At 37.2% G+C, this 23371-nt stretch carries 17 protein-coding genes; 13 read left to right on the plus strand and 4 right to left on the minus strand.

Annotated features, from left to right (window positions below):
• Positions 1–28: 28 nt before the first annotated feature.
• Genes prsT through CXF95_RS29000 form a run of 9 tightly spaced genes read left to right on the plus strand, consistent with a single transcriptional unit; the run spans position 29 to position 13719 of the window.
• Positions 29–2785, plus strand: a complete 2757-nt coding sequence (gene prsT, locus CXF95_RS28960) for an XrtA/PEP-CTERM system TPR-repeat protein PrsT (protein ID WP_101201841.1) — start codon at positions 29–31, stop codon at positions 2783–2785.
• Positions 2786–2832: 47 nt separating this feature from the next.
• The gene (locus CXF95_RS28965; RefSeq protein ID WP_101201842.1) at positions 2833–3939 is read left to right on the plus strand and encodes a GNAT family N-acetyltransferase; all 1107 of its coding nucleotides are present in this window, start codon (positions 2833–2835) and stop codon (positions 3937–3939) included.
• A gap of 4 nt (positions 3940–3943) precedes the next feature.
• A complete protein-coding gene (locus CXF95_RS28970) occupies positions 3944–6511 on the plus strand; it encodes a hypothetical protein (protein ID WP_101201843.1) in 2568 nt (855 codons plus the stop codon).
• A 12-nt stretch (positions 6512–6523) separates the two neighbouring features.
• Positions 6524–7474: a glycosyltransferase family 2 protein gene (locus CXF95_RS28975; protein ID WP_369809356.1), complete on the plus strand. Its 951-nt coding sequence runs from the start codon at positions 6524–6526 to the stop codon at positions 7472–7474.
• Positions 7475–7490: 16 nt separating this feature from the next.
• Complete coding sequence (locus CXF95_RS28980; RefSeq protein ID WP_101201845.1) at positions 7491–8612, plus strand: glycosyltransferase; 1122 nt, start codon at positions 7491–7493, stop codon at positions 8610–8612.
• A complete protein-coding gene (locus CXF95_RS28985) occupies positions 8605–9597 on the plus strand; it encodes a polysaccharide deacetylase family protein (protein ID WP_101201846.1) in 993 nt (330 codons plus the stop codon). The genes CXF95_RS28980 and CXF95_RS28985 overlap by 8 nt, the downstream gene beginning before the upstream one ends.
• Positions 9598–9599: 2 nt before the next feature.
• The gene (locus CXF95_RS28990) at positions 9600–10658 is read left to right on the plus strand and encodes a FemAB family XrtA/PEP-CTERM system-associated protein (RefSeq protein ID WP_101201847.1); all 1059 of its coding nucleotides are present in this window, start codon (positions 9600–9602) and stop codon (positions 10656–10658) included.
• A gap of 49 nt (positions 10659–10707) precedes the next feature.
• Complete coding sequence (gene asnB, locus CXF95_RS28995) at positions 10708–12591, plus strand: asparagine synthase (glutamine-hydrolyzing) (RefSeq protein ID WP_101201848.1); 1884 nt, start codon at positions 10708–10710, stop codon at positions 12589–12591.
• An 18-nt stretch (positions 12592–12609) separates the two neighbouring features.
• Positions 12610–13719, plus strand: a complete 1110-nt coding sequence (locus CXF95_RS29000; RefSeq protein WP_101201849.1) for a glycosyltransferase — start codon at positions 12610–12612, stop codon at positions 13717–13719.
• Positions 13720–14134: 415 nt separating this feature from the next.
• On the opposite strand, the gene CXF95_RS29005 is transcribed toward CXF95_RS29000, so the two are convergent.
• Positions 14135–15148 (minus strand): acyltransferase family protein, encoded by a 1014-nt coding sequence (locus CXF95_RS29005; RefSeq protein ID WP_101201850.1) that lies wholly within the window; start codon positions 15146–15148, stop codon positions 14135–14137.
• A gap of 494 nt (positions 15149–15642) precedes the next feature.
• On the opposite strand from CXF95_RS29005, the gene CXF95_RS29010 reads away from it, so the two are divergent.
• Both CXF95_RS29010 and CXF95_RS29015 read left to right on the plus strand, forming a co-directional pair.
• Positions 15643–17103, plus strand: a complete 1461-nt coding sequence (locus tag CXF95_RS29010) for a UbiA family prenyltransferase (RefSeq protein ID WP_101201851.1) — start codon at positions 15643–15645, stop codon at positions 17101–17103.
• Positions 17104–17180: 77 nt separating this feature from the next.
• Positions 17181–17474 (plus strand): EamA family transporter, encoded by a 294-nt coding sequence (locus tag CXF95_RS29015; RefSeq protein WP_232788102.1) that lies wholly within the window; start codon positions 17181–17183, stop codon positions 17472–17474.
• A 45-nt stretch (positions 17475–17519) separates the two neighbouring features.
• On the opposite strand, the gene CXF95_RS29020 is transcribed toward CXF95_RS29015, so the two are convergent.
• From CXF95_RS29020 to CXF95_RS29030, 3 genes are read right to left on the minus strand one after another with little or no spacing between them, the layout of a single operon-like run.
• The gene (locus CXF95_RS29020; protein WP_101201853.1) at positions 17520–18458 is read right to left on the minus strand and encodes a sulfotransferase; all 939 of its coding nucleotides are present in this window, start codon (positions 18456–18458) and stop codon (positions 17520–17522) included.
• A complete protein-coding gene (locus tag CXF95_RS29025) occupies positions 18371–19243 on the minus strand; it encodes a glycosyltransferase family A protein (RefSeq protein ID WP_157828300.1) in 873 nt (290 codons plus the stop codon). Before CXF95_RS29025 ends, CXF95_RS29020 begins: the two co-directional genes overlap by 88 nt.
• A 50-nt stretch (positions 19244–19293) precedes the next feature.
• Positions 19294–20595, minus strand: a complete 1302-nt coding sequence (locus CXF95_RS29030) for an O-antigen ligase (RefSeq protein ID WP_101201855.1) — start codon at positions 20593–20595, stop codon at positions 19294–19296.
• A gap of 394 nt (positions 20596–20989) precedes the next feature.
• On the opposite strand from CXF95_RS29030, the gene CXF95_RS29035 reads away from it, so the two are divergent.
• Both CXF95_RS29035 and CXF95_RS29040 read left to right on the plus strand, forming a co-directional pair.
• Positions 20990–22156 carry a glycosyltransferase family 1 protein gene (locus tag CXF95_RS29035; RefSeq protein WP_198556758.1) on the plus strand — a complete coding sequence of 389 codons (1167 nt, stop codon included), beginning with the start codon at positions 20990–20992 and terminating at the stop codon, positions 22154–22156.
• Positions 22150–23112 (plus strand): glycosyltransferase family 2 protein, encoded by a 963-nt coding sequence (locus CXF95_RS29040; RefSeq protein ID WP_101201857.1) that lies wholly within the window; start codon positions 22150–22152, stop codon positions 23110–23112. Before CXF95_RS29035 ends, CXF95_RS29040 begins: the two co-directional genes overlap by 7 nt.
• Positions 23113–23371 lie beyond the last annotated feature (259 nt).

Here is a 23371-nt window from a genome sequence, read left to right on the forward strand (position 1 = left end):
GATATTTAGGTAATCTAGTAGCATATTAATGTTTATAAAAAAGGAGATGTTTGAAGTGAACGCTGGGAATATTTTAATTGTTGTATTAGTTATTTTGTTTAGTGCATGCACTCCAAAAACGACTGAAGAATACTTGCAAGAAGCGGCTTTAATGCAAGAGCAGGGGCAATTCCAGAATGCGATTATTGAGCTAAAAAACGCATTAATTGATAGCCCTTCTAACCCTAAAGCGAGAATGCTCTTAGGTAAAGTCTATTATCTTTCAGGGCAATTTGCCAACGCAGAGAAAGAACTTAGAAACGCACGAGATCTTGGAGTGACCGTTAACGACTACCTGCCACTATTAGTCAAATCTATCTATTATCAAAATGATTTTGGCAGAGCTTTTTTACTTAGTGATAATGTGGAAGGCCTGAATGAACTAGCCTTAAGTAATGTGGATTTATTTCACTATTTATCTTCACTCAGAGACGATTCCATAGAATCCCCTATGAAACCGCCTAGCAGCCTTTTAGGTGATGACAAGCTTATAGCAATAGGATTTAGTAAATTAGCTAAAAAAAGACCATCTGAAGCAGCCGACATTCTACCTCTGTTTACAGACAGTTTTCATGAGCCAATAGAAAAAGCAATGCTTGCCGCTCTGGCATACACAGCCCTAGCTAAAACTCAAATGGCGATTGAGGAATATCAAAAAATCATTAATATTTCTCCTGAATATTACATAGCATCTTTCCAATTAATTGAATTGTATATATTTTCAGAACAGTTAGAGCAAGCAGAAGAACGTCTAAATCATTTGCTTGATATCAACCCTAAGGGTGCTTATGTAAATTTTTTGAAAGCAAAAGTAGACTTTAAACAAAATGATTTTGCAAATGCATTACTCTATTCAGAGGTATCTACGCAAGCAGGTCTGGCTAACACAGAAATATTTTTTATTGCTGGTGTAAGCGCTTATAAAATAGATAAAATTGAAACGGCACGTCAATATTTGATGAGGATCAGCAATAATATTTCACCAGCTCATATCGCTAATAAAATTTTAACCGAAGTCAATATTAAATTAGGATATACAGAAGCAGCGCTTGAACAAGTTGAACGTCTTGAGCTTAGCGAGAAAAATAGAGCAAGTTTACTTTCTGCAGCTGCAATCCAACAGTTTCAATCAGGCAATTTTTCAAAAGCGATAGAGTACATGGGTGAAGCCAACCAATATGACCCAGGTAATGCAGTAAACTTACTCAGAGAAGGGTTTATAAAGTTAAGTGCTAATGATCAGTCTGGTTTAGATAATCTATCTGAAGCAATTAGGTATGATCAAAGTATTGATGAGGCTTGGATGCTTTTAGCAGAATCACATTTGAAAAATGGTGATACACGAGCCGCTTTAGAGATTGCCAAAAAATGGCGACAAATAAATCCAGTAGATGGTATGGCACTTGAGGGATATGTTTTTCTAAAAACCAATAAGATTGAACAAGCTAAAATGATTTTTGAAGAATTATTAACCTTAGATAGTACACATCCGAGTGCGATGCGATATTTAATGCTCATCAACGCCCGTCAAGAAAATTTTGATAAAGCTCAGGTATTAAGTATTAAGTTGGTTGAAAAAAATCCAGAGCAGTTACCTAACATATTAAGCTATATCAATATTGGTATTGCCCAAGAAAAAGTCGCCATTGTCGAAGAATACCTTGGAATAATGATCAATAAGCATCCAACTATTCAGGCTCCCATTATTGGTCTTGCTCTTTTACACTCTTGGAAAAACAAACCTAAGGAAGCCTTGGCTATACTTGACGCCAAAGGCGATGCAACCAATCCACAAATAATGATGGTAAAAGGTGATATATATAATTCACTCGGTCTTATCGATGAGGCTTTGGGTGAATATCACGCTTGGACTGAACTTTATCCCAAGGATTCAGTTGCCTGGTTTAAAAAAATTGAATTATTAGGGAAAAAGGACAATCCGTTGCTTGCGCTTCAAGCTACGCAAGAAGCTTTACGGGTATTTCCTAATGAGCCCAGACTTAGAGCACTAAATTCAGAGTTTTTAGCTAAGTCTGGAAAAGTGAAGGAAGCCAGAGAACAATTTTCCACAATAGAAAACTACCAATCCACCATACCAGCGCTTAAAAGGTACAATGGGATAATTGCCTACAAGGAACAAAATTACGCTGAAGCTAGACGTTTGCTTACTGAATACTATGCATTAATGCCTAGCTTTGAGGTAGCTGAAATTATCGCATACTCTATGCAGGAACTCGGAGAGGCTCCCCAGGGTGGGGAGTTTCTTGAAGAAGCTTTAACTAAATTGACCACTACTTTTAGAGATATTCACACATTAGCGGAATATTATGCAACAAACAACTTGTTGGACAAATCAGCCAAAATTTATCAAAATTTACTTGAAAGATTTCCACAGGATTACATCACAATAAACAACTATGCTGCACTGTTAATTAGGATGAATGAATTAGATAAAGCTGAAGAGTTAGCAACAGTTGCACTACGACTAAGGCCTAAAACTGGCTATTCTTTGGATACATATGGTTGGGTTTTGTTCAAGCAAGGAAAAGTTCAAGAGGCGTTGACCTATATCAATTTGGCAAGCGAAGCTCTTCCAAAAAATACTGAAATTCAATTACACTTAGCCGAAGTGTTACTTGCAAATGGTGACGCCGCGAAAGCTAAGAGCGTTTTGGATAGAGTTAAACCAGAGAGTTTATTTCAGCTAAGTCAGTTAAATGAACTAAAATCCAAATTAAACATCTGAAGCTAACGGCCAAGTGCGATAATTAGGTAGTAGGTCTATTTTTTAGTATGCTTGTAAATCACTATTATTTAACGAACAAGATAGAGCTTCAACAGAAGTGGACCAAACTTTACGCGGGCTCTAATCGCAATGTATTTTTAGATTGGCGCTGGATGGACGCTTGGTTAAATACAGTGCCAATAAATCCAATTATCCTAGAAGCAACCTACCAAGAGGAATGTGTGGGGCTAGGCTTAATGTGTAGTAAAACTCAGCGTATTTGTTTTGGTCTAATGAGTATCAAACAACTTTGGCTACACAAGTGTGGAAACGAAAAGCTCGACCAAATGTGGATTGAGCATAATGATTTTTTGCTACATAGCCAATATGAAAAAGAAACTAGAGTGGCGTTTATTAACCATATTAAGAATACGTTTGCTGCATGGGATGAATTCTATCTAGGTATGTCATCAAAAAGCATAGTCAATGCCTTTGAGTCGGTTTTAGGTAAACCTAGAGTCGTTATTACTGCATCTGACTTTGAAGTTGATCTCAACAGTATCGATAACATTGAAAGTTACTTAGGTCTGCTATCTAAAAATACACGTTCCCAGATTGTTCGATCAAAAAAACTATTATCCAAAGAAGGGGATATAAATTTACGCTTAGCGCAAACCGAACAAGACAAAAACGTATTTTTTACAGAACTCTGTAAATTACACCAAAAAAAATGGCGGCATACAGCAACAGGGAGTGGCTTTGATAACAGGGTATTCGTTGAATTTCACAAACAGATTATATTTGGTGATATTGATAACCGTTATTCTGGTATTTATTCACTAGAAATAAATGACAAACCTCTTGCATTTATTTACCTATTAAAAAACCACGATAGCTGGTACTTTTATTTGTCAGGCATGGAAACTCACTCTGACAACAAAATTAAAATTGGGTTGTTAACTCACACTTTATTAATTCAGCTAGCACTCAATAATGGCATTAAAACATATAGCTTTTTGGCGGGCGATGCTAGGTATAAGAAATCAATGAGCAACAATAGTGATGGCATTCAGGAGCTAGTCTGTTACTTAAAACCGTCTAAATTAAATTATTTTTTACAAAAACTACGTCATTTGAAAAGTTTGCTACCACTACAACATATAAGCAGAGAATAATCAGTTGCAAGTCACACGAATTCCAATCCAATTAAATCGTGCATCCAATACACCATTAATTCAATTTGGTTTCCCTGCCCCTTTGGGAATGCTTCACTCACTTGAGCAATTATCAATTGAGGTCGATAACAACACTCTGAATTCGAGCGCAAAAACCACCGCCCAATGGCACGACGGAAGCATTAAATCTGTTCATATCACTTTTCATTGTAGCGCAGAAAATATAGATTATTTTGATGTGGTTATTAAGCAGTACAAACCAGATAAACTAAAAGACACAGACTCATTACTAGTTAACGCTAGCGGCAATAGCATCGTACTAAAAAGCCATTCTTTTGAGTTTACCTATGAGTTACATAGCACTGACTTTACGTTTCAATGCCTAAAGAACAAGAGCCAGAAAAAGGGTACGATAAACTTAATAGATGATTCAAGCCTATTCTTAAAGCCTAAATTTACTAGCTATGCAACTATCAAACACCATAGTCAAGGCTGTAAAACGATGTCGACTGTGGAACTCATAATCAATGGTTCATTCCACAATGCCAATGCGCAAGTAAGTTGTTTGTTCCAAGTGAACTTTACATTTTATGACGCGTCGGATCACATGAGTATTAAATATACTCTACATAACCCCAAAGCTGCGAAACACTATAATGGTCATTGGGATCTAGGAGATCAAAATTCGTTCTTTTTTAAATCCTTAAATTTAAAATTAGATACTCAAGAAAATGATCCTAACATCAGTTATTGGTTAGAAAACGGCCAAGATAAGCCTAAACAATCAACAGGCCTTACAACGATAAGCCAAAATGCCAGTGGTGGAATAAATTGGAATAGCCCTGCACATATCGATCACTCCGGAAAGATCCCGCTAGAAACCAATGGCTACACCTTATGTATTGATAATAAAGTTGTTTCATCAGGCTCTCGAGCCACGCCTATCATATCTATAGCATCGAATACTTTCATAACTCAAAAGAATTTTTGGCAAAATTTTCCAGCCTCTATCAGTACAAAAAATAACGAAGTGCTGTTCTCTTTGTTTCCCGAAAAAAATAATTTCTGTCATGAGCTACAAGCGGGTGAAAGCAAAACATATGAAATTTGGCTGGCATTTGGTGCAGATAAATCAAATGTAAACTGGGTACATAAAGTTAATTCAACCGCCATGGACAAAGACTGGCTCAACAAGTCCTTTTTTGGTCAACTTTTCAACACTCAGGATCTCAAAAAAGACTGGAAAAACCTAATTCAAAACGGAATTGAAGGCGATAATAACTTTTTTGAAAAAAGAGAAACTTTGGATGAGTTTGGATGGCGAAATTTTGGCGATCTTTATGCTGACCATGAGACAGCAAGTTATCAAGGAGCCGAAACCTTTGTATCTCATTATAATAATCAATATGACCCAATATATGGTTTTCTGAAACAATATATTGTCAGCGGAAATGCAAAATGGTTTGAACTCGCTGATGATCTAGCAAAGCATGTTATTGACATAGATATTTATCACACAACCGAAGATAAAGACGAATATAACGGGGGCCTATTCTGGCACACCGACCATTACCTCCAAGCATATACGTCGTCACATAGGTCCTATTCAAAACATCAACCAAGTGACGCATATCAAGATCATGCGGGGGGTGGAGGTCCTGGTGGGCAACACTGCTATACCACTGGGTTGATGATGCATTATTTATTGACTGCCCATGAGCCATCTAAAGATGCGGTTCTTACCTTAACTCATTGGATAAGTAACGTATACGAAGGCTCTGGAACATGCTTAGAATTACTCTTAGCGCTTAAAAACAGACAGATGGCAGGCTTTAAAAATCACTTTTCTGGACAATATCCACTCGATAGAGGCACAGCTAATTATGTGGTCGCTTTACTAGACAGTTACGAACTGACCAACAACATCGAATATTTAACCCGAGCAGAACAAGTATTACTATTTAGCTTTCACCCTAATGAAGATATTAATAATCGTAATTTACAAGACGTCGAAAACACTTGGTTTTATACCGTTTTTCTACAAGCTGTTTGCCGCTATTTAGGCATCAAAGAAAGACTACATCAACTGGATGATCCCTTCTATTATTGTAGAGATAGTCTACTTAACTTTGCCCGTTGGATGACAATATTTGAAGTGCCCTATTTAACTAATCCAGACATACTTGAATACCCCAATGACACGTGGACAGGTCAAGACTTGAGAAAAGTCCATATTTTTGCAGCGGCTTATTACTATAGCGCTCAGAATAACCCAGTCTACTTGGATAAAGCCCTATATTTTGAAAATGATATACTCAACAGACTTAACAGTTCGTCTACCAAAACGTATACTCGAATAATGGCGTTAGTTTTACAAAATTATGGCGCTTTAGATTTCTATAAGAATAAAATTAATATTTCGTGTTTCAAATGCCCCAGATTTGTTTGGCCCAGAGCTCACTATGAAGGAAAGCCTGTGTTATTGGCTTTCCTAACTGTGATGTTAAAAAGAATTTCAAAATTTTCTTTAATGAACGAAGTTAATTGGCTGAAAAAACGCTTAAAAAAATAGGATAACATCAATTTGGCTCTTATCTCATTTATCATTCCCCACAAGGGAAGATTCGAAATGTTACTAGAAACAATAGGATCTGTGGGACAACAAAACTTTGATTTAGCAAACATTGAAATCATTGTAGTGAGTCAAACGCCAAGTATCAGTGAAGTTACATTACCCAGTTTAGGCGTAGAGATTAAAACCTTTATCAGGCCAGAGTGCGAAACCATCTCTGCTCTTAGAAATTTTGGTGTAAAGAATTCAACGGGAGAGTTTTTGGCGTTTCTCGATGCAGACATATTTTTGTCTAATAACTGGGTTGAAAGCATGTTGTCGGAACTTTCGACAAACCCAAATAGAATCATTACCAGCGCGGTGCAAATTTGCAAACAATCATCCCCTCCACTTGAGAAGATCAGAACACACCTGAGTAACGTAGAGGTGGACAAAAATGTGAGTTTTTTGCCTGGTAGAAACCTTTTCATGAGCAAACAATCGTTTTATAAAATAGGTGAATTTCCAGAACATTTAGTCACCTGTGAGGATTATTTTTTTACTGACAAAGCCGCCAAGATAGGTGAGTTATTTTACTCATCGGCTGCAAGTTACACCCATTTAGGAGAAGATAAACAATTTGCTGCCATGTTTTCTAAGGAAGTATGGCGAGGTCAATCAAATTTGCGGTCATTAGAAGGAAGAAAAATTCCAATACGGGAATGGCCAAGTATTATCGTTCCTCCCGTTATTCTGATATGTTTATTAGTGTCTCTATTGAGCCTAATTTTAGGCTTTACGGGTGTGTTTGTTACATCATTATTACTAGCGTTAATACCGCTGTGTGCTTATACAATAAGGTTATGGCGCATTGCCAAAGCAGATGTATCTTTTCTGAATATATTGTTATTTTATATCACTTACTTTCCTGCAAGGGCGTTAGGCACTTTTTTAGGCCTTTTCAAAACAATAACTGTCAAATAAGGGTAGGAACGATTTAGTGAATAGAACAATTAATGTGTTGCAGTTTATTTGTCCTACTGGATTTTATGGTGCAGAGCGCTGGGTGCTTGCGTTAGCGAAACACTTGCATACTGATAAAGTTAGATGTGAATTAGCTGTCACCATGGAACCTATGCAGAAAGAGCTTGAACTGGTAAACGAATATCAAAAATTAGGATTGCCCTGCCATCAAATATCAATGAAGCATAAAGCTGATTTCGCTGCTATCAGCCTTTTAGTAGAGCTAATTCACAAAAATAATATCGATATTATTCATAGCCACGGTTACAAGTCAGACATTATTGGTGTGTTAGCGGCCAAAAAAGCGGGTATAAAATGTATTGTGACACCACATGGCTTTGAGAATGCTAAAGACTTCAAGCTACGTTTGTTTATTTGGTTAGGTTGCCAAGCAATGCGATTTGCTGATCTTGTGGTGCCTTTGTCTCAGCAACTATTAGCAGACTGTAAAAGAATTGGCGTCAAGCAGTCAAAGACGGTGTATATCCAAAATGGTGTAGACTTGTCAGAAGTTGAACAGACTTTAACGCCGCAAAGAACAGCGCCAAACGAAAAACGCATTGGTTTTGTTGGGCAAATGATCAGTCGTAAAAACATTTTCGACTTATTAGATGTGTTCGATAACATCAATAAGAAGCACCCCAACACTCGCCTAGTTTTATTGGGTGACGGAGACGCACGCAAAAAATTAGAAGCCTATGCGGCGACATTAAAAAGCAAAGATAAAATTGAATTTTTAGGGTTTAGAGACGACCGTCTAGAGTTGTTAAAATCATTCGATCTGTTTGCGATGACGTCCACATTAGAAGGGATCCCAAGATGTTTAATGGAAGCAGCAGCAGCCAACATCCCAGTCGCAGCTTATGATATTCCAGGTATTGATCAGATCATTAAACATAATAAAACAGGGCTTTTAGCGACCCTTGGAGACAAAAAGACATTAGAACAACATTGGGAAAGTATTTTGTTTAATCCTGATATTGCTCAAAAAGTGGCGCAAAATGCTAAAGACTATGTGTATAAGCATTATTCAGCCAATCGTATGGCAGAAGAATATACGTCCCTATTTACAAGCAGTTTGGGCATAACCCATGAATAAAGCTGGCCAAGCTAAAAAACCAATAATATTCGTTTTATCTATAGATACTGAGGAAGAGTGGGATTGGTCTGGTCCATTTCCTCAAAGACATGGAGATGTGCAAAATATTCTTCAAGTTCCAGCCTTTCATACTGTTGTATCGTCATTCAATATTCGGCCTACGTATTTCGTCGACTATGCCGTGCTAGAAACAGCCCAATCGGTTGAAAATATGCAACGGATAATACAGCAACAAAACTGTGAAATAGGTGCACATATGCATCCATGGTGTAACCCTCCTTACTTTGATGATGTCGGTGAGGCACAATCCCACGTAGTCAATTTACCTGTGCAGGAAGTGGAAGTAAAAGTTAAAGCCTTAGTATCAAAAATTGAACAAACCCTAGATGTCACGCCTAAATCCTTTAGATCCGGTAGATGGGGTATAGATGGAAAAGTCATGAATTTACTCTTCCAAAATGGATTCAATGTAGACTCCAGCGTTTACCCTTACTACAAAAATGAGTTTTTCAGTTGTTTTGGTGCTCCGCCAACACCTTATTGGGCTGCATTAGATAAACCACTTGAAGAGACAACTCAGCAAGATATGTTTGAAGTCCCCGTAACGGTTGGCTTTAACAGGGGGAATTTTGATTTTTGGAATAGAATTCATTATTTATTTACTCAGCCTAACCTTAGTTGGACGCGATTTAATGGACTGGCTTGGCATACAAGAATAATGAGAAAAAATTATTTATGTCCAGAATTGTCATCGGTTGCAGATATGATTAATCTTTGCGACATAGTCATTGATAAGGGCTATCCGGTGCTACATATGTACATGCATAGTTCCAGTTTATTGGATAATAGTAATAATATACTTGGACAAAACAATGCGTTTAATCACCTATGTAGATCAATAGAGCAAGTCGTCGGATACTTAGAAAAACACTATGAAGTAGAGTTTTGTACCATCTCTGAAGCCGCGAATAAACTGAAATCATAAACATGCAAACACTAACTCACTATACTATTGCACCTGCTACTAAGCATACGCTTGCAGATTGGGATGAATATGTAGAAAATCATCCGCAAGCTTCACCCTATCAGAGGTTTGCTTGGGTAAAATCGGTAAATGACGCTTACGAGCACGACAATGTGAGTCTTATAGCTTATGAATCACAAAAAGTTGTGGGTGTTATGCCATGCATAAAGATGCAGCGCCCTTTTTCTAAACCCCTTTACTGCGCATTACCTTTTTGTGATTTAGGCTTTTGTTTAGCTGACAATGAGACAATCAAACAAGCTTTAATCACTAAGTCTCTTGAGTTATTGCAAAGCGAAGGTGGTATCAATTTCGAATATCGAGACTCATATACGTTATCTGATAGTGAAAGTTTGGCCGGTAAAAAAGTGCGAATGCTTTTAGCTTTACCAGAAAACTCAGCAGCACTGATGGCTGGATTCAAATCTAAATTGCGTAGTCAAATTCGTAAAGCTGAAAAAAATGGGCTGATTTATTTAATCGATAATAGTCAAAAACAAATTGATGACTTCTATCAAATATTTGCAATTAATATGCGCAAACTTGGCTCTCCCGTCCATAGCAAAAAATGGTTTGAGTCTCTATTTGAACATTATGCTGATAACATCTTTCTATCCGTTGTTTATAGTGAAGATATTCCAGTGGGAGCAGGGATAGTGCTGCGCAATGCAAATAAAATATCCATTCCTTGGGCATCAACCGTAGCAGATTACAACAGGCTAGCACCCAACATGATGTTGTATTGGTCTCTGTTACAGCATGTGTGTGATCTGGGCTGTACCGAATTCGACTTTGGTCGCTCTACCTATGATGAGGGAACATACAAGTTCAAACGTCAATGGGGAGCTGAGCCAGTGCCATTAGCATGGTCAAACCTGGCGCAAAGCAACACCTTATATGACAGTGAACCTGACGATAATGTTAGTAAAATCAGAAGTTTGGTTGAAAAAACATGGTCAAAATTGCCGCTAGGTCTCACAACTATGCTTGGCCCTAAAATTCGTAAACATATAAGTCTTTAATCATAAAAATAAACTATTGAATATTTAATTAAGAACGGGAATTAATTTAATGTGTGGAATTGCTGGTTTTACCCATTTTTCAGGGAATATGGGTGATAAAGACATGCTGAAAAAAATGGGCGATAGCATTTATCACCGTGGCCCCGATGCGGGTGGCGAATACATCAACGAGCATATCGGTCTAGCTCATCGTAGGTTAGCGATTATAGATTTGTCAGATGCCGGTATCCAACCTATGACCTCCCATGATGGCAAATACATCATCGTATTTAATGGCGAAATCTATAATTTCCAGACAATAAGAGATGAGCTAAGCGCCGCAGGTTACCCGTTTAAAACCCATACAGATACAGAAGTCATCTTGGCACTTTATGCCACCGAAGGCGAAAAAATGCTAAGCAAGTTAAACGGCATGTTTGCTTTTGCTTTGTGGGACACCACCTCAGAAAAACTAATGATAGCCAGAGATCGTATGGGCAAAAAGCCTTTATACTATCTGCAAACTGAAACCCAGTTTGCCTTTGCTTCAGAAATAAAAGCCTTACTGACCTTACCCAATGTACCAAGAGATATTCGCTTAGATGCGGTTTACGATTTTTTTGCTTACCAATATGTACCTGATCCTAAAAGTATTTTTACCCACATTCATAAACTCCCCCCCGGCCACTATATGACCATCGATGCCTCGGGTGTTAATATTCAACAATACTGGGATGTATCCTTTAAACATACCAGCGATGAAAGTGAAGAGGTACTAACACAGAAACTTCGCGAGCTAGCTACTCACTGTACCAAACAGCGCATGGTGAGTGACGTGCCACTAGGCGCATTTTTAAGTGGAGGGGTTGACTCCAGTGGTGTTGTAGCCATGATGGCCACTAACAGTAAAACACCTGTCACCACCTGTTCAATTGGTTTCGACGAAAAAAAATTCAACGAAACTGAATTTGCCAAAGAAGTCGCGAATAAATATCACACTGACCACCACGAATTTACGGTCCATCAAAATGTTGCTGATAATTTAGAAAAAATTGTCGCTTATTTTGATGAACCCTTTGCAGACCCTTCATTAGTCCCTACTTTTTTTGTATCAGAGCTGGCTCGCCAACAAGTCACAGTGGCCATTGCTGGTGATGGTGGCGACGAAGTATTTGCCGGTTATGAAAAATACACCACAGACGCCACAGAGAATCGTTTACGCAATAAATTTCCTAAATTTATACGCAAACACCTTTTTCCAAAACTCGCGGACTTATTATCTAACAGTAATGCGACTGTTTTTCGCAAAGGTAAATCGCTGCTTACCAGTTTAAGCCAAGAACCAGCAATGGGCTTTTATACCACCAACTCACAGATTGATGACAGACAGTGGCAAAAGTTAGCCAAACAAGAAGTAAAAGAAAAGCTAGGTGACTATCACCCATCTAAAATTACTATCGACGCCTATGAAAAGTCAGACGGCCCAGACCATCTAGCAAAAATACTCTACACCGATATGAAAACCTATTTGCCCGGCGGTATATTGGTTAAAGTAGACCGTATGAGCATGGCTAATTCATTAGAGGTTAGAGCGCCGTTACTCGACAAAGACGTGGTAGAGTTTTCTGCCACTGTACCTTCAGAAATGAAATTTAAAAACGGCGAAAAAAAACATATTCTAAAAGAAGCCTTTAAGCCTATGTTGCCCGATGACATATTATATCGTAAGAAAATGGGCTTCTCGGTACCTTTAGCAAGCTGGTTCAGACATGAAATTAAAGACTTAGCCCAACGCCATTTAATAGAGCAAGCTCAAGGTCTTAAAAGCATTTTCAACCACAACCAAGTAGTGACGCTTTGGAATGAACATCAAAATGGTAACGCCGACCACAGTGCATTGCTGTGGAGTATGTTAATGTTTGAAATGTGGTGGGTAAAGTATGCACATGGCTAAAGACCAGAAGTCTAGTAGATGAGTAAAACGTCAATACTGCACCTTACCTATGACATGCGCATAGGCGGTACCGAAATGGTGATTAAAAACCTGATTGAAGGCTCAGATCCGGACCTTTTTGATATGTCGATATTTTGTATTGAAACCCCTATTGGTCCTTGGGGTATTGAAATGCAAAATGCAGGTTTACCTATTACAGCCACATCACGTAAACCCGGCTTTGATATCTCATTAATATTCGCGATCCGCAAGCACCTTAAAGCTAACAATATAAACCTACTGCATTGTCACCAATATACCCCCTGGGTTTACGGTGTTTTGGCAGCCTTTGGCACCAAAACCAAGGTTGTTTTTACCGAGCATGGGCGATTCTATCCTGATTCAAGCACGTGGAAACGCAAATTAATTAACCCTTGGTTAGCTCGAATAACCAAACATATTACAGCCATTTCACAAGCAACCAAACAAGCCTTGGTCGACTTTGAAAACCTACCAAAAGAGCGTGTTGAGGTTATTTATAACGGCATAGCTCCGCTAACCCCGCCTTCTACGCTCGAACTTCTGGAACTACGGCGAGAGCTTGGATTAAGCTCAAAAGAAATCTGTATTGGCACAATTGCTCGCTTTGATCCTATAAAAAACCACCTAATGATGCTGCAAGCATTCAAATTATGTTTGGACTCTGGTCTGCCATTAAAACTGCTGATTGTTGGGGATGGTGAAATGCGCGAAACGATAGAAGCTGAAATTGTCACTCTTGATATCCAAGATAAAGTTATTCTAACCGGTTACAAAGATAGTCCACAAACTTACCTCGCTCTAATGGATATTTTCCTTTTGTCTTCCTTTAGCGAAGGAACATCTATGACATTACTTGAAGCGATGTCACTAGGTAAACCCTGCATAGTGACAGACGCGGGAGGCAATAAAGAAGTAATTCAAAACGGTGAAAATGGCACCGTCACTGAAAATGACAGCACGCAACAATTTGCTAAAGCTATTTTAACTTTAATAAATGATTCCTCGCTCTATAATCAATATCATCAAGCAAGTCATCGTCGATTTGACTTATGTTTCGAAGCATCAATAATGGTGAGTCAGTTTGAAAAAATGTATCAGAAACCATAAAAATTCTAGTAGCTATTCAGCTGAAGGAAAATATTTACTCGTGTTCATTTCTAAAAATCATCTAAGACGTGACCTGAGTAAATCCTGTTTCAATAGTACATATAAAAATGTGATTCTAGCTTGTTGCTTATTCATTCCCTTGGCTAAAATATGAGCAACATTAAATAGTTGGCTAGTAGGGTATAACTACTACCGTCCAAAATCTATGAATAGATAAATCAGGAAAACTGTCTATAGATAGAGCATTTTAGATTCTGCCAAGGTTTAAGTATCGTTAATATCCCTATATTTCCGAATTACTCAAATCCAATTATAGTTTTTACTGTTAGGGTAATATCAATGGATTGAGTTGCGTTCTTATAATTTTCCACCATAAGAATCAAGCTAATAAAAAAGAACGATATAATTTCCGACACTATTTCCGAGTTCGTGAAAATGACCATCTTATTTTTTCTAGTGGACTAAATAGCATACCCAAAATGACCGTAAACATAATTGCAATGAGCCACGTGATCACAACGTTTAGGTCAAACTGACTTTGCATAGCTTTAGCAGAGGCATAGCCAACGCCTTGCCATAAATACAGTGAATAGCCATTTTTGACAAATAGTGATACGAATTTGTTTTCAGAAAGATAATTTATCACATTTGGAGAAATATAATTACAGGCCATAAAAATGATGGCAACCCAAATACAACTAAACCACAAAAACATTAAATTAGGTGGGAATTTATTTAACTGCATATTTAAACTTTGATTTAAAAATACTACGCCTATTCCAAGCATGGAAATGGCAATAGCTATAACAATCAATAAAGTATTACTTTTTAGCGTCAGTCCTCCCCCTAGTTTAAAACCAACATATGCCCAAAAGAAGTAAAATACTGGGGTAGCCAATCTAGCTTCTATATACCAATTGGCAAAATAAAGAAAAAAGCACAACAGTAAAAAACACAATACTAGTGGTAATTTTTTAATCCATTTATAAGTTACAACGGGTAAAAGAAGGGTAACGATTAAAAAAGGGGGGATAAACCATAAGTGCCATGATAACGAAGAAACACTATGACCTTGACCGCGAGTAAAGGGATTTAACCAGGCAAAAAGGTTTTCCTGAATGTTGATATTCCCTTGAAGCATAGTGACTACGATAGCGCATACTAGTGCATAGGCAAAATAAGGAATATAAATTCTGCTCATTCGAGTCTGAGCATATTTAATGTATATTCTTAAATTTATTGAAGGATTTGTTTTTGCGTAAATTGCGTAGGCATAACCGGAAATAATAAAAACGAGTGGCATTTCAAATAATAGTATTGAGGTAAATGCTTGTCCGAACCCGAGCCAATATACCCCATGAACAATAGTAACAATATATATCATGATAAGGCCTCTCGCTAAATCTAGCCTTTTATTTCTGTTTGACATTTTATATACCCTAACAATTATGGTAAATGGAAGCTGAATAACCTTCTCTAATGGCCATAGCGCTATGGACTCAAAAGTGTTACTGATTGCATTAAACGATCATAACTTTGTTTAGTTTAATATTGCAAACTGTTGAAAGTAATCGATCCCTATCTTTGACGCTTGTAATCAGAATTTATTTAGACATTTTGTTACTTATTGTATAAATTCAAAAATTATCGATTTAGTTTTGTGTGGCCATTTACCTAATCACCAAATACCATGAATGCTTATCCATCCGATATTCCACCACTTTACAAATATATTTTCTGGTACTTAAGACCCAAGTAATGCCGCTCTTAAATTAGTCGTAGTTTTTCTTATTAGGCAACCAAATTAACTAAGCTACTTTACTGTAAGGATTGCTAGTACCATACGCCACAAATAAATGTCACTATAGCTTTATGTAGACTGAAGATGATTTTGAAATTAAGGTACTTAAAAGAGATGGCTATATGAATGAAAAGACTCACGACCATATAACTACAATAGATACGACACTATATGTAGACCTTGATGGTACTTTTATTAAATCAGATATGTTGTTAGAGACTTTTCTAGTTGCTTTCAAAAATAACCCTCTCATCGTTTTCACAGTTTTTTTTTGGTTATTACAGGGAAAAGCCTATCTCAAACAAAAGCTTAGTGAATCTGCTACAGTTAACGTCGCAAGCATACCAGTCAACCCGCAAACCTTTAAATTTCTAGAACAACAAAAATCACTAGGCCGAAAAATTGTATTGGCAACAGCTTCAAACCAAAGTATTGCTAAACAATTTGTCAATAATTATGTGGTTTTTGACAACTATATTGCATCCACCACAGAAAACAATTTAAAAGGTCAAAATAAGCTCGACGCCATCTTAAAATTATCCAAAGAGGACGAGAATAAGTTTGATTATATGGGCAATAGTATTGAAGACTTTATCTTGTTTGAAAAAGCCACTAATAGCTACCTAGTTGCACCAACAGCCAATGCAAGCCAGAAAAGTAAACAAGGTCAATTTTTTACTGAATGTTTCGATGAAACATCAGCAGCTAGTTTAAAATTATGGATTAAACAGCTACGGATATATCAATGGCTAAAAAACGGCCTGATTTTTGTACCGCTTCTAGTCGCAAATCAATTTACCGACCTGCAAGCCATAACAAACACTCTCTTGGCCTTCGTGTCTTTTGGCCTATTGGCATCATCAACCTATGTGATGAATGACTTGGTAGATTTAGAGTCTGATAGAACTCATAAACGAAAATGCCATCGCCCTTTAGCCAGTTGTCAGATTCACATATTGCCCGCCATTATAGTAGCAACCATGCTATTTATTGTGTCTTTACTATTAGCTTGGTCGTTATCCAATAGTTTTTTAATGACTTTAGTGGTGTATTTAACCTTAACCCTATCCTATTCATTTAAAATTAAGCGTTATTTTGGTATGGATGTTATTGCACTCGCTTCACTTTATACTATACGTATATTTGCAGGTGCAGCAGTTATTGGTGTCACCGTTTCTTTTTGGTTATTGTCCTTCTCTATGTTTATCTTTTTGAGCCTAGCTTTAGTTAAACGCTGCGCCGAATTAGTGGCACTAAAACAACAGAATCAGATTCAAATATCGGGTCGAGATTATAATACCGATGATTTGTTGGTTTTTACTAGTTTTGGTACAACATCATCTTTAATTGCTGTGCTGATGTACTGTTTCTACATGAATAGCAACGTTTTATCCAACCAATATCAGGAACCCCAATTGTTGTGGCTATCCTTACCAGCTTTGGGGTATTGGTTAATGCGTATGTGGGTAAAAACATTAAGAGGGGAAATGCATGATGATCCTATTGTTTTTTCATTAAAAGACCGAGGCAGCATGCTCTCCATAATGATCATGGCAATCTTTACAATGGCGGCACACATTTAATGACTTTTTTTGTTTTTATCCTCATTATAATTAGTATCTTTTTATCTGTTTCAGCACAGATATTATTAAAGAATGGCATGAGTAGTCAAAGTGTTACTCAGGCCTTAAGTTCAGGACCAATAGATAGCATATTGAGTATTGTCACGAATATTAGCGTTATTTCAGGACTTTCGGCCTATGTAGCAAGTGTTGGCTTTTGGTTAATTGTTCTTAGTAGAATGGACGTCAGTAAAGCTTACCCGTTTGTTGGTTTGGGGTTTATTCTAACTATGTTATTTGCTTATGTTTTTTTAAATGAGCCAATTACTTTAATGAAATTGGTCGGCACTAGCTTTGTATTTATTGGCATAATTTTGGTTTCAATGTCCTAGATTTTATAAAAATTTTCGAGAGTAAAAACCTAATACTAATAACTGTTATTTAACCAAACCTAATTTTTTTAGTTTATCGCGATATTTCCATTTATATTGGAGCTGAAACTCCCCTATTATTTTTTGATGTATGTGATAATAAGTTAATTCGAGCCACCCTGGCGAAATAGGCGCATGATCAAGAACATACCCATTTGCCTCTAGCTCTCGACCCGCAACTAATTCAACTAAAGCTATTTCACGGCTGGTCAATGCCTTACGCCATTTATCACTGTGGGACTGGTCAGCTGGTTTAGTGGTATTGATATTTTCTCTATTAACTTGAAAATCTAACTTTTTGTTGTGAAACTCAAGCATTTGTGGAGAGAACTCTACGCCAATAAAATCACAAAGTTGCGCCAGTACCTCTGGTAAATTTTGCACCAAATCTTCATAACGAATAGTTAAACATTTTCCCTGCATTTTTTTAGCGAAAGCCATTTGCAGTGCCACTTCTTTTTGCCAGCGCAGAGCCCCAGTATAGGCGTTAGTGCCTAAGCCCCAGCGATTATCCATGTAGCTGTTTACAACGCCACGGCCATCTCTTATAATTAATATATATTTAGAATCTGGAAAACAACGCTCAAGTACATCAAGTTCATACGTCAATAAAGGTTCTTTCCACCCCCACAAGAGTTCTTCCCCCTTTTCTATTGGCAAAGAAACACTATGAATATCAAAAACCTTAGTAGTAATCCTTTTCAACAAAGTTTCTTTGTCCAAATGACCACTAAACAGATCATCCATCGGTAATTCATTCTGGATATATAATCGAGGGTGACTACTTAATATTCGTGTAAGTAACGTTGTACCCGAACGTTGAGTGCCAAGTAAAAACAGTGGGTTGTAAAGTTTATTCAAAGCGGTACATTCACTTTTTCTAATTTTTGATTCTGTTTGATAATACGCTTTACGACAAAGTACCGATCCAATATATTGAACCATTTAGCGTTAGACTTGATATCACTTAAAACAGATGCATTAATTTTATCGAGTACCCTTGGCCAAGAGAGAAATGAACACTTTTCCAAGTACTTTTCCTGATATTTACCTAATCGATATCTAACTATGCGATTAATGTAGAGTTGCCGGTCAGCTTTTGAAAATAAAGATAAACTATCAAAACGATAACCACTTTCTGAGTCATAAATGATTCGGCCCTCTTTGGGATTAGAGATATCTTCTAAATCACGATTTACAATTTTAGTAATGGCTGAATCAATCCAACCTAACCCAATAGGTAAGTAAAATGATTTTTGCCGTATCTTTTCAATAAACTCCATCTTTAAAGCGTAACAATTACCAAAAAGACAACGCCCTTGTTTAACCATATCTAGATATTGCTGTTGATTACGACCTGAAAAAGGTAGGCCTGCGGCAGCATTCGCGAATTCTGCATTTGCAAGACACTGACTCAATCTCCCAAAAGTACCGGGTACAAATTGCACATCTGCATCTACAAAAAAATGCACTGGTGAACCATTGGCTATATTGTGAACATAGTGATTCCAAGCATTACACTTATCTCCCAGTTCTAGTTCGATCAGCGAGATTTTATCACTTGAAACAGCCAACTGGAATTTCACTATTTCACTGGATGTATTGTCTGTGCAGCCATTAGCAATCACATAAAGTTTGTTAAGATTAACGTCAACAGAATCCAAAACGCTAGAGATGGAATTAACAATATGCTTTTCCTCGTTGTGGGCAAACATGACTATATTATACAAAGTAATGATTTTCCTTCTCAGACGAGCATGACGAAGCACTTGAAAGTAAGTTAGCCATGTTGCTTAACTACTTCAACATTAATAGATTTTTGTTTGTTATAAATATGCTCTGTCAGTAGTCCTAACATCAATAAGAAATAGAACGGTTCGTAAATAACCAAATCAAGAAACATCGACCCAGCATAAAAACCTGTCAATGCCACCATAGTAGAATTATTTATGTAAGACATAGTTGAGCTAGGATCCGTTTCACTTTTACGTATTCTTCTAAAACGTTTAAACTGCAACCAATAAAAACTCAAATAGATAATACCATTCAGCAGTCCGGAGTTTGCTGCAAAGTTTAAAAATGTGTTGTGCGCAACATAAGCGGGTCTGCCAGGATAAAAGATACGCGTCGCTTCTTGAAAACGCTGTACACCGACACCCAATAATGGAAATTTTGCAATCAATCCTAATCCAGTATCCCAAGATTGAAGCCTTGGATCGAGTTTCTCTTCGGGTTGAGATTCAGCTGCAGCCATAGTATCTGTGGTTCGTATTAACAGCTGACCACCTTGGTAAATTACAGCCGCGATTAGACCACAAACCAACAACACTCCAAATATACGAGATTTAATTACCAGGTAAGAGGCTAGTGTTGCCACAGCCACGGCTAATAAAGCACCTCTCGAGCCCGTTAAAATAATGCTATGCCAGAGAAAAAGAAGACCTAAACCAAACAACCCTCGCATTATTAAAGACTTGAAATAAAAAATCCCAAATAATAAAAAAGGCATACCAGTAACAAACAACATGGCAAACTTGTTTTCATCTCTATAAGGGCTTTGCCATGGTCCCATTAGTCGTCCATTCAAAAACTGCCGCATATTCCATTCAAAATATTGCGTGTTGCTCCAATAGACATAATAAAGAATAAGGCCAGCAAATAGCAAAGCCAACACCCTTAATGCCCTTTCAGTTGTAATGAGCGGCAAAGAAATAAAATACATCAAAATGATGATATTAAAAACATAAAGAACAAGTTCTGAGCTGGTAGCTGTTCTAAATTCACCGATAGGGCTAAAGTAATCAGATAAGTTAAACATAATCCAAAACATCACAAGAAACAGGTTTTGCTTGTAGCGATAAATAGAAAAATCGAGCTTTTTATTGAAGGCTTGCCACATGAAAACTACAATTACAGTTCCAGCTGCAACGGTAAAGGCAGGTATCCCTTCAAAAATCCAAAACCAAATAAACTGAGGCGCCATTATTGACATAAGGAAATAAGCATAAACCGCAGTTTCCTGGTATTTAAACGATCTGACTACCGTTGCTATGAGCAAAAGATATAAAAGTACTGTTCCCATTATTCACTACACTTTACATTTAAATTTGACTGCTTCTGTAGATACAAATGATATCGTTGACGCATGTATCATATACATCAGTATTATCATTCAAAGTTTTTTTACTACTACTTTCTATTACTAGATATTGAATTCGTTTAAAGCAGAAGACACATTAAATGCGAATACAAAAAATTAGGATAACATCGTTTATTGAATAATAAGAATGGAATTATTTTTTTTGATCATCTACACAAACTAATTTATGAAATAAAAACATTATATTAAAGTAAGAGTAAAGGCAGTAATATGCTGAGTTACTAAGGGCATTCAATTTGGGAGACAGCTAGCTGTGCCAAAATAGTATGTAGTTGCAAAGACGAAAGCGAAACCTAAATTGGCTTGGAACTGGGGAGTGAAAAAGTTGCGTATTGGGATATATATCGAACCGGTAAAAGTGTCGGACAAAACAGGCATAAGTCGTTATATCATAGGACTAGTCGAGTCTTTGGTAAGTTTGGATAAAGACAATATTTACTATTTGTATTATCAAACAAACTTGCTAAATAAAGAAGTTATTGACTGGCTCAACGACTGCCCAAATACCAGACATAAACCGCTGAGATTCCCTCAAAAATGGCTTAGTGAACGACCTCGATTATGGTGGCAATTTTACCTTCCATTTGTTTTGTATTTGGACAAAATCGATGTTTTTCATGGACCAAATCATTATGTACCATTGAAAGGCAAGATCCCTAGTGTGGTCACTATTCACGATCTTGCATATTATTATATGGATGTGCATGGCGAAGAAATGGACCGTATTTTGAAACAATGGACAAACCAAGCAATGGCAACGGCGACTAAAGTCGTAACAGTGTCAAAATCAACAGCGAAAGATTGTCAAAAAGAAGGTGTCTCAAATAACAAGTTATCCGTAATCTACCAAGGTTACGAGGATGCTGACAAAACGACAGTTGAAAAACTGGATTTTAGCGCAACTCATTTAGCAGATAAATCGATCCCCTTTATTCTTTTTATTGGTACAATCCAGCCACGAAAAAACATTCCATGCCTAATACAAAGTTTTGCCGAAATATGCCAACAAATTCCCCATAACTTGGTCATTGCAGGCGCGCCAGGCAATGATAGTCAACTTGTTGATGAATTAATAATACGTCATGGTTTGGAAAGCAGGGTAATTAAACTTGGATACATTAGCGATAAACAGCGAAGTGCTCTATACCAGCATGCTGAGGTATTTGTATATCCAAGTAAATATGAAGGTTTTGGCTTAGTTATTCTCGAAGCTATGTCTTATGGCGTACCAGTTATAACATCAGATAATAGTTCATTGCCAGAAGCAGCAGGTGGGGCAGCGATATTGGTTGATGCCAACTCTATGAGTCAATTAGCTAAAGCGATGAAAGATGTTTGTACAGACGCTTCTCTTCGGGAGAGTTTAGCTATACGAGGTCGACAGCAATCTACTCAATTTACATGGATAAATTGCGCCACAGCTATGCTACAACTATACGAAGACACCGCTCTTAAAACTACATTGAGAGATGAACCTTGTTAAAACATAAAATATCACTGGTTATTGCAACATATAACGGCGCACTTACTCTCCCCAAAACTCTTGCCAGTATTAATCAGTTAGAGATACCTGATAATTGTGAATTCAATGTCATTTTCATCGATAATAACAGCAATGATGAAACCTCTGAACTTCTCACTGCATACCAATGCCAACATTCACTGGTTAAATTACATCAAACAAAACAAGGAAAAAATGCAGCACTGAATTTAATTTTTGAAGTTAATATACCATTAGGTGATTTACTAATTTTTTCTGATGATGACGTGATCTTTCCTAACCACTTTATCAATAATTACCTAGAACTAACGATTAGGCAGTCTAAGACAAACATTTTCGGTGGTGCAGTCATTCCTCACTGGCCTAGTGAAGTGCCTTCTGGACTATTAGAAGGCATTGATGCCGTTGTCGCTTTTGCCATTACCCCTAGTGAGTCAGGGTATCAATCAGGCTTAATAGATCCGGTGAAACTTCACGGACCAAACATGGCAATCAAACGTAATCTGTTTGATGAGGGTATCAGGTTCAATGAGAATATTGGCCCAAACGGTGGGAACTACATGATGGGAAGCGAATCAGAGCTTCTCTACAGACTTAAAAATGCAGAACACGATGCATACTATGAGCATGAGTTAAAAGTGCAGCATATTATCAGACCAGAACAACTCAGCAGAAATTGGATTGCCTCACGAGCATATAAGGCTGGGCGCTCATTAGTGATGCATCAAATAAAGAATAAACAAAATATAAAAGTTAATGAACTAGCAGGTTTCCCTCGGTGGGCTCTGTTGAAACGTTGGAAAATGCAGCTAGCCAAACTTATCACCTCAAATACAACCCCAAAAGGATATCAACTTTTGTGGCAAAGCAGTCATTTGAAAGGCTATTGTGCTGAATATAAAGTGTATATGAAGAGTATATCTAAGGAAGCAAATTAACCGACTTTTTTGATTCGCTCGCGTTTCAACACTATTCATCTAAAACAAGTTGAAAAGGTGAATCTACAAACTAAAATGTCATTTTCAGCGCAACAGTCGATTCTTTTTGACGAGTAGAATTTATACTCACACATAACAAAAGAAAAAATTAACGTAATAAAAACGAGACCTTTATAAAAAGTCTTTTGCCTACAGTCCTGAACTGTATACACAAATTATCAAAGTCGTTATGATTTAAAAAACAGCAAAATAGTAAGGT

This window comes from Paraglaciecola sp. MB-3u-78, from assembly GCF_002835935.1.
GTDB lineage: Bacteria > Pseudomonadota > Gammaproteobacteria > Enterobacterales > Alteromonadaceae > Paraglaciecola.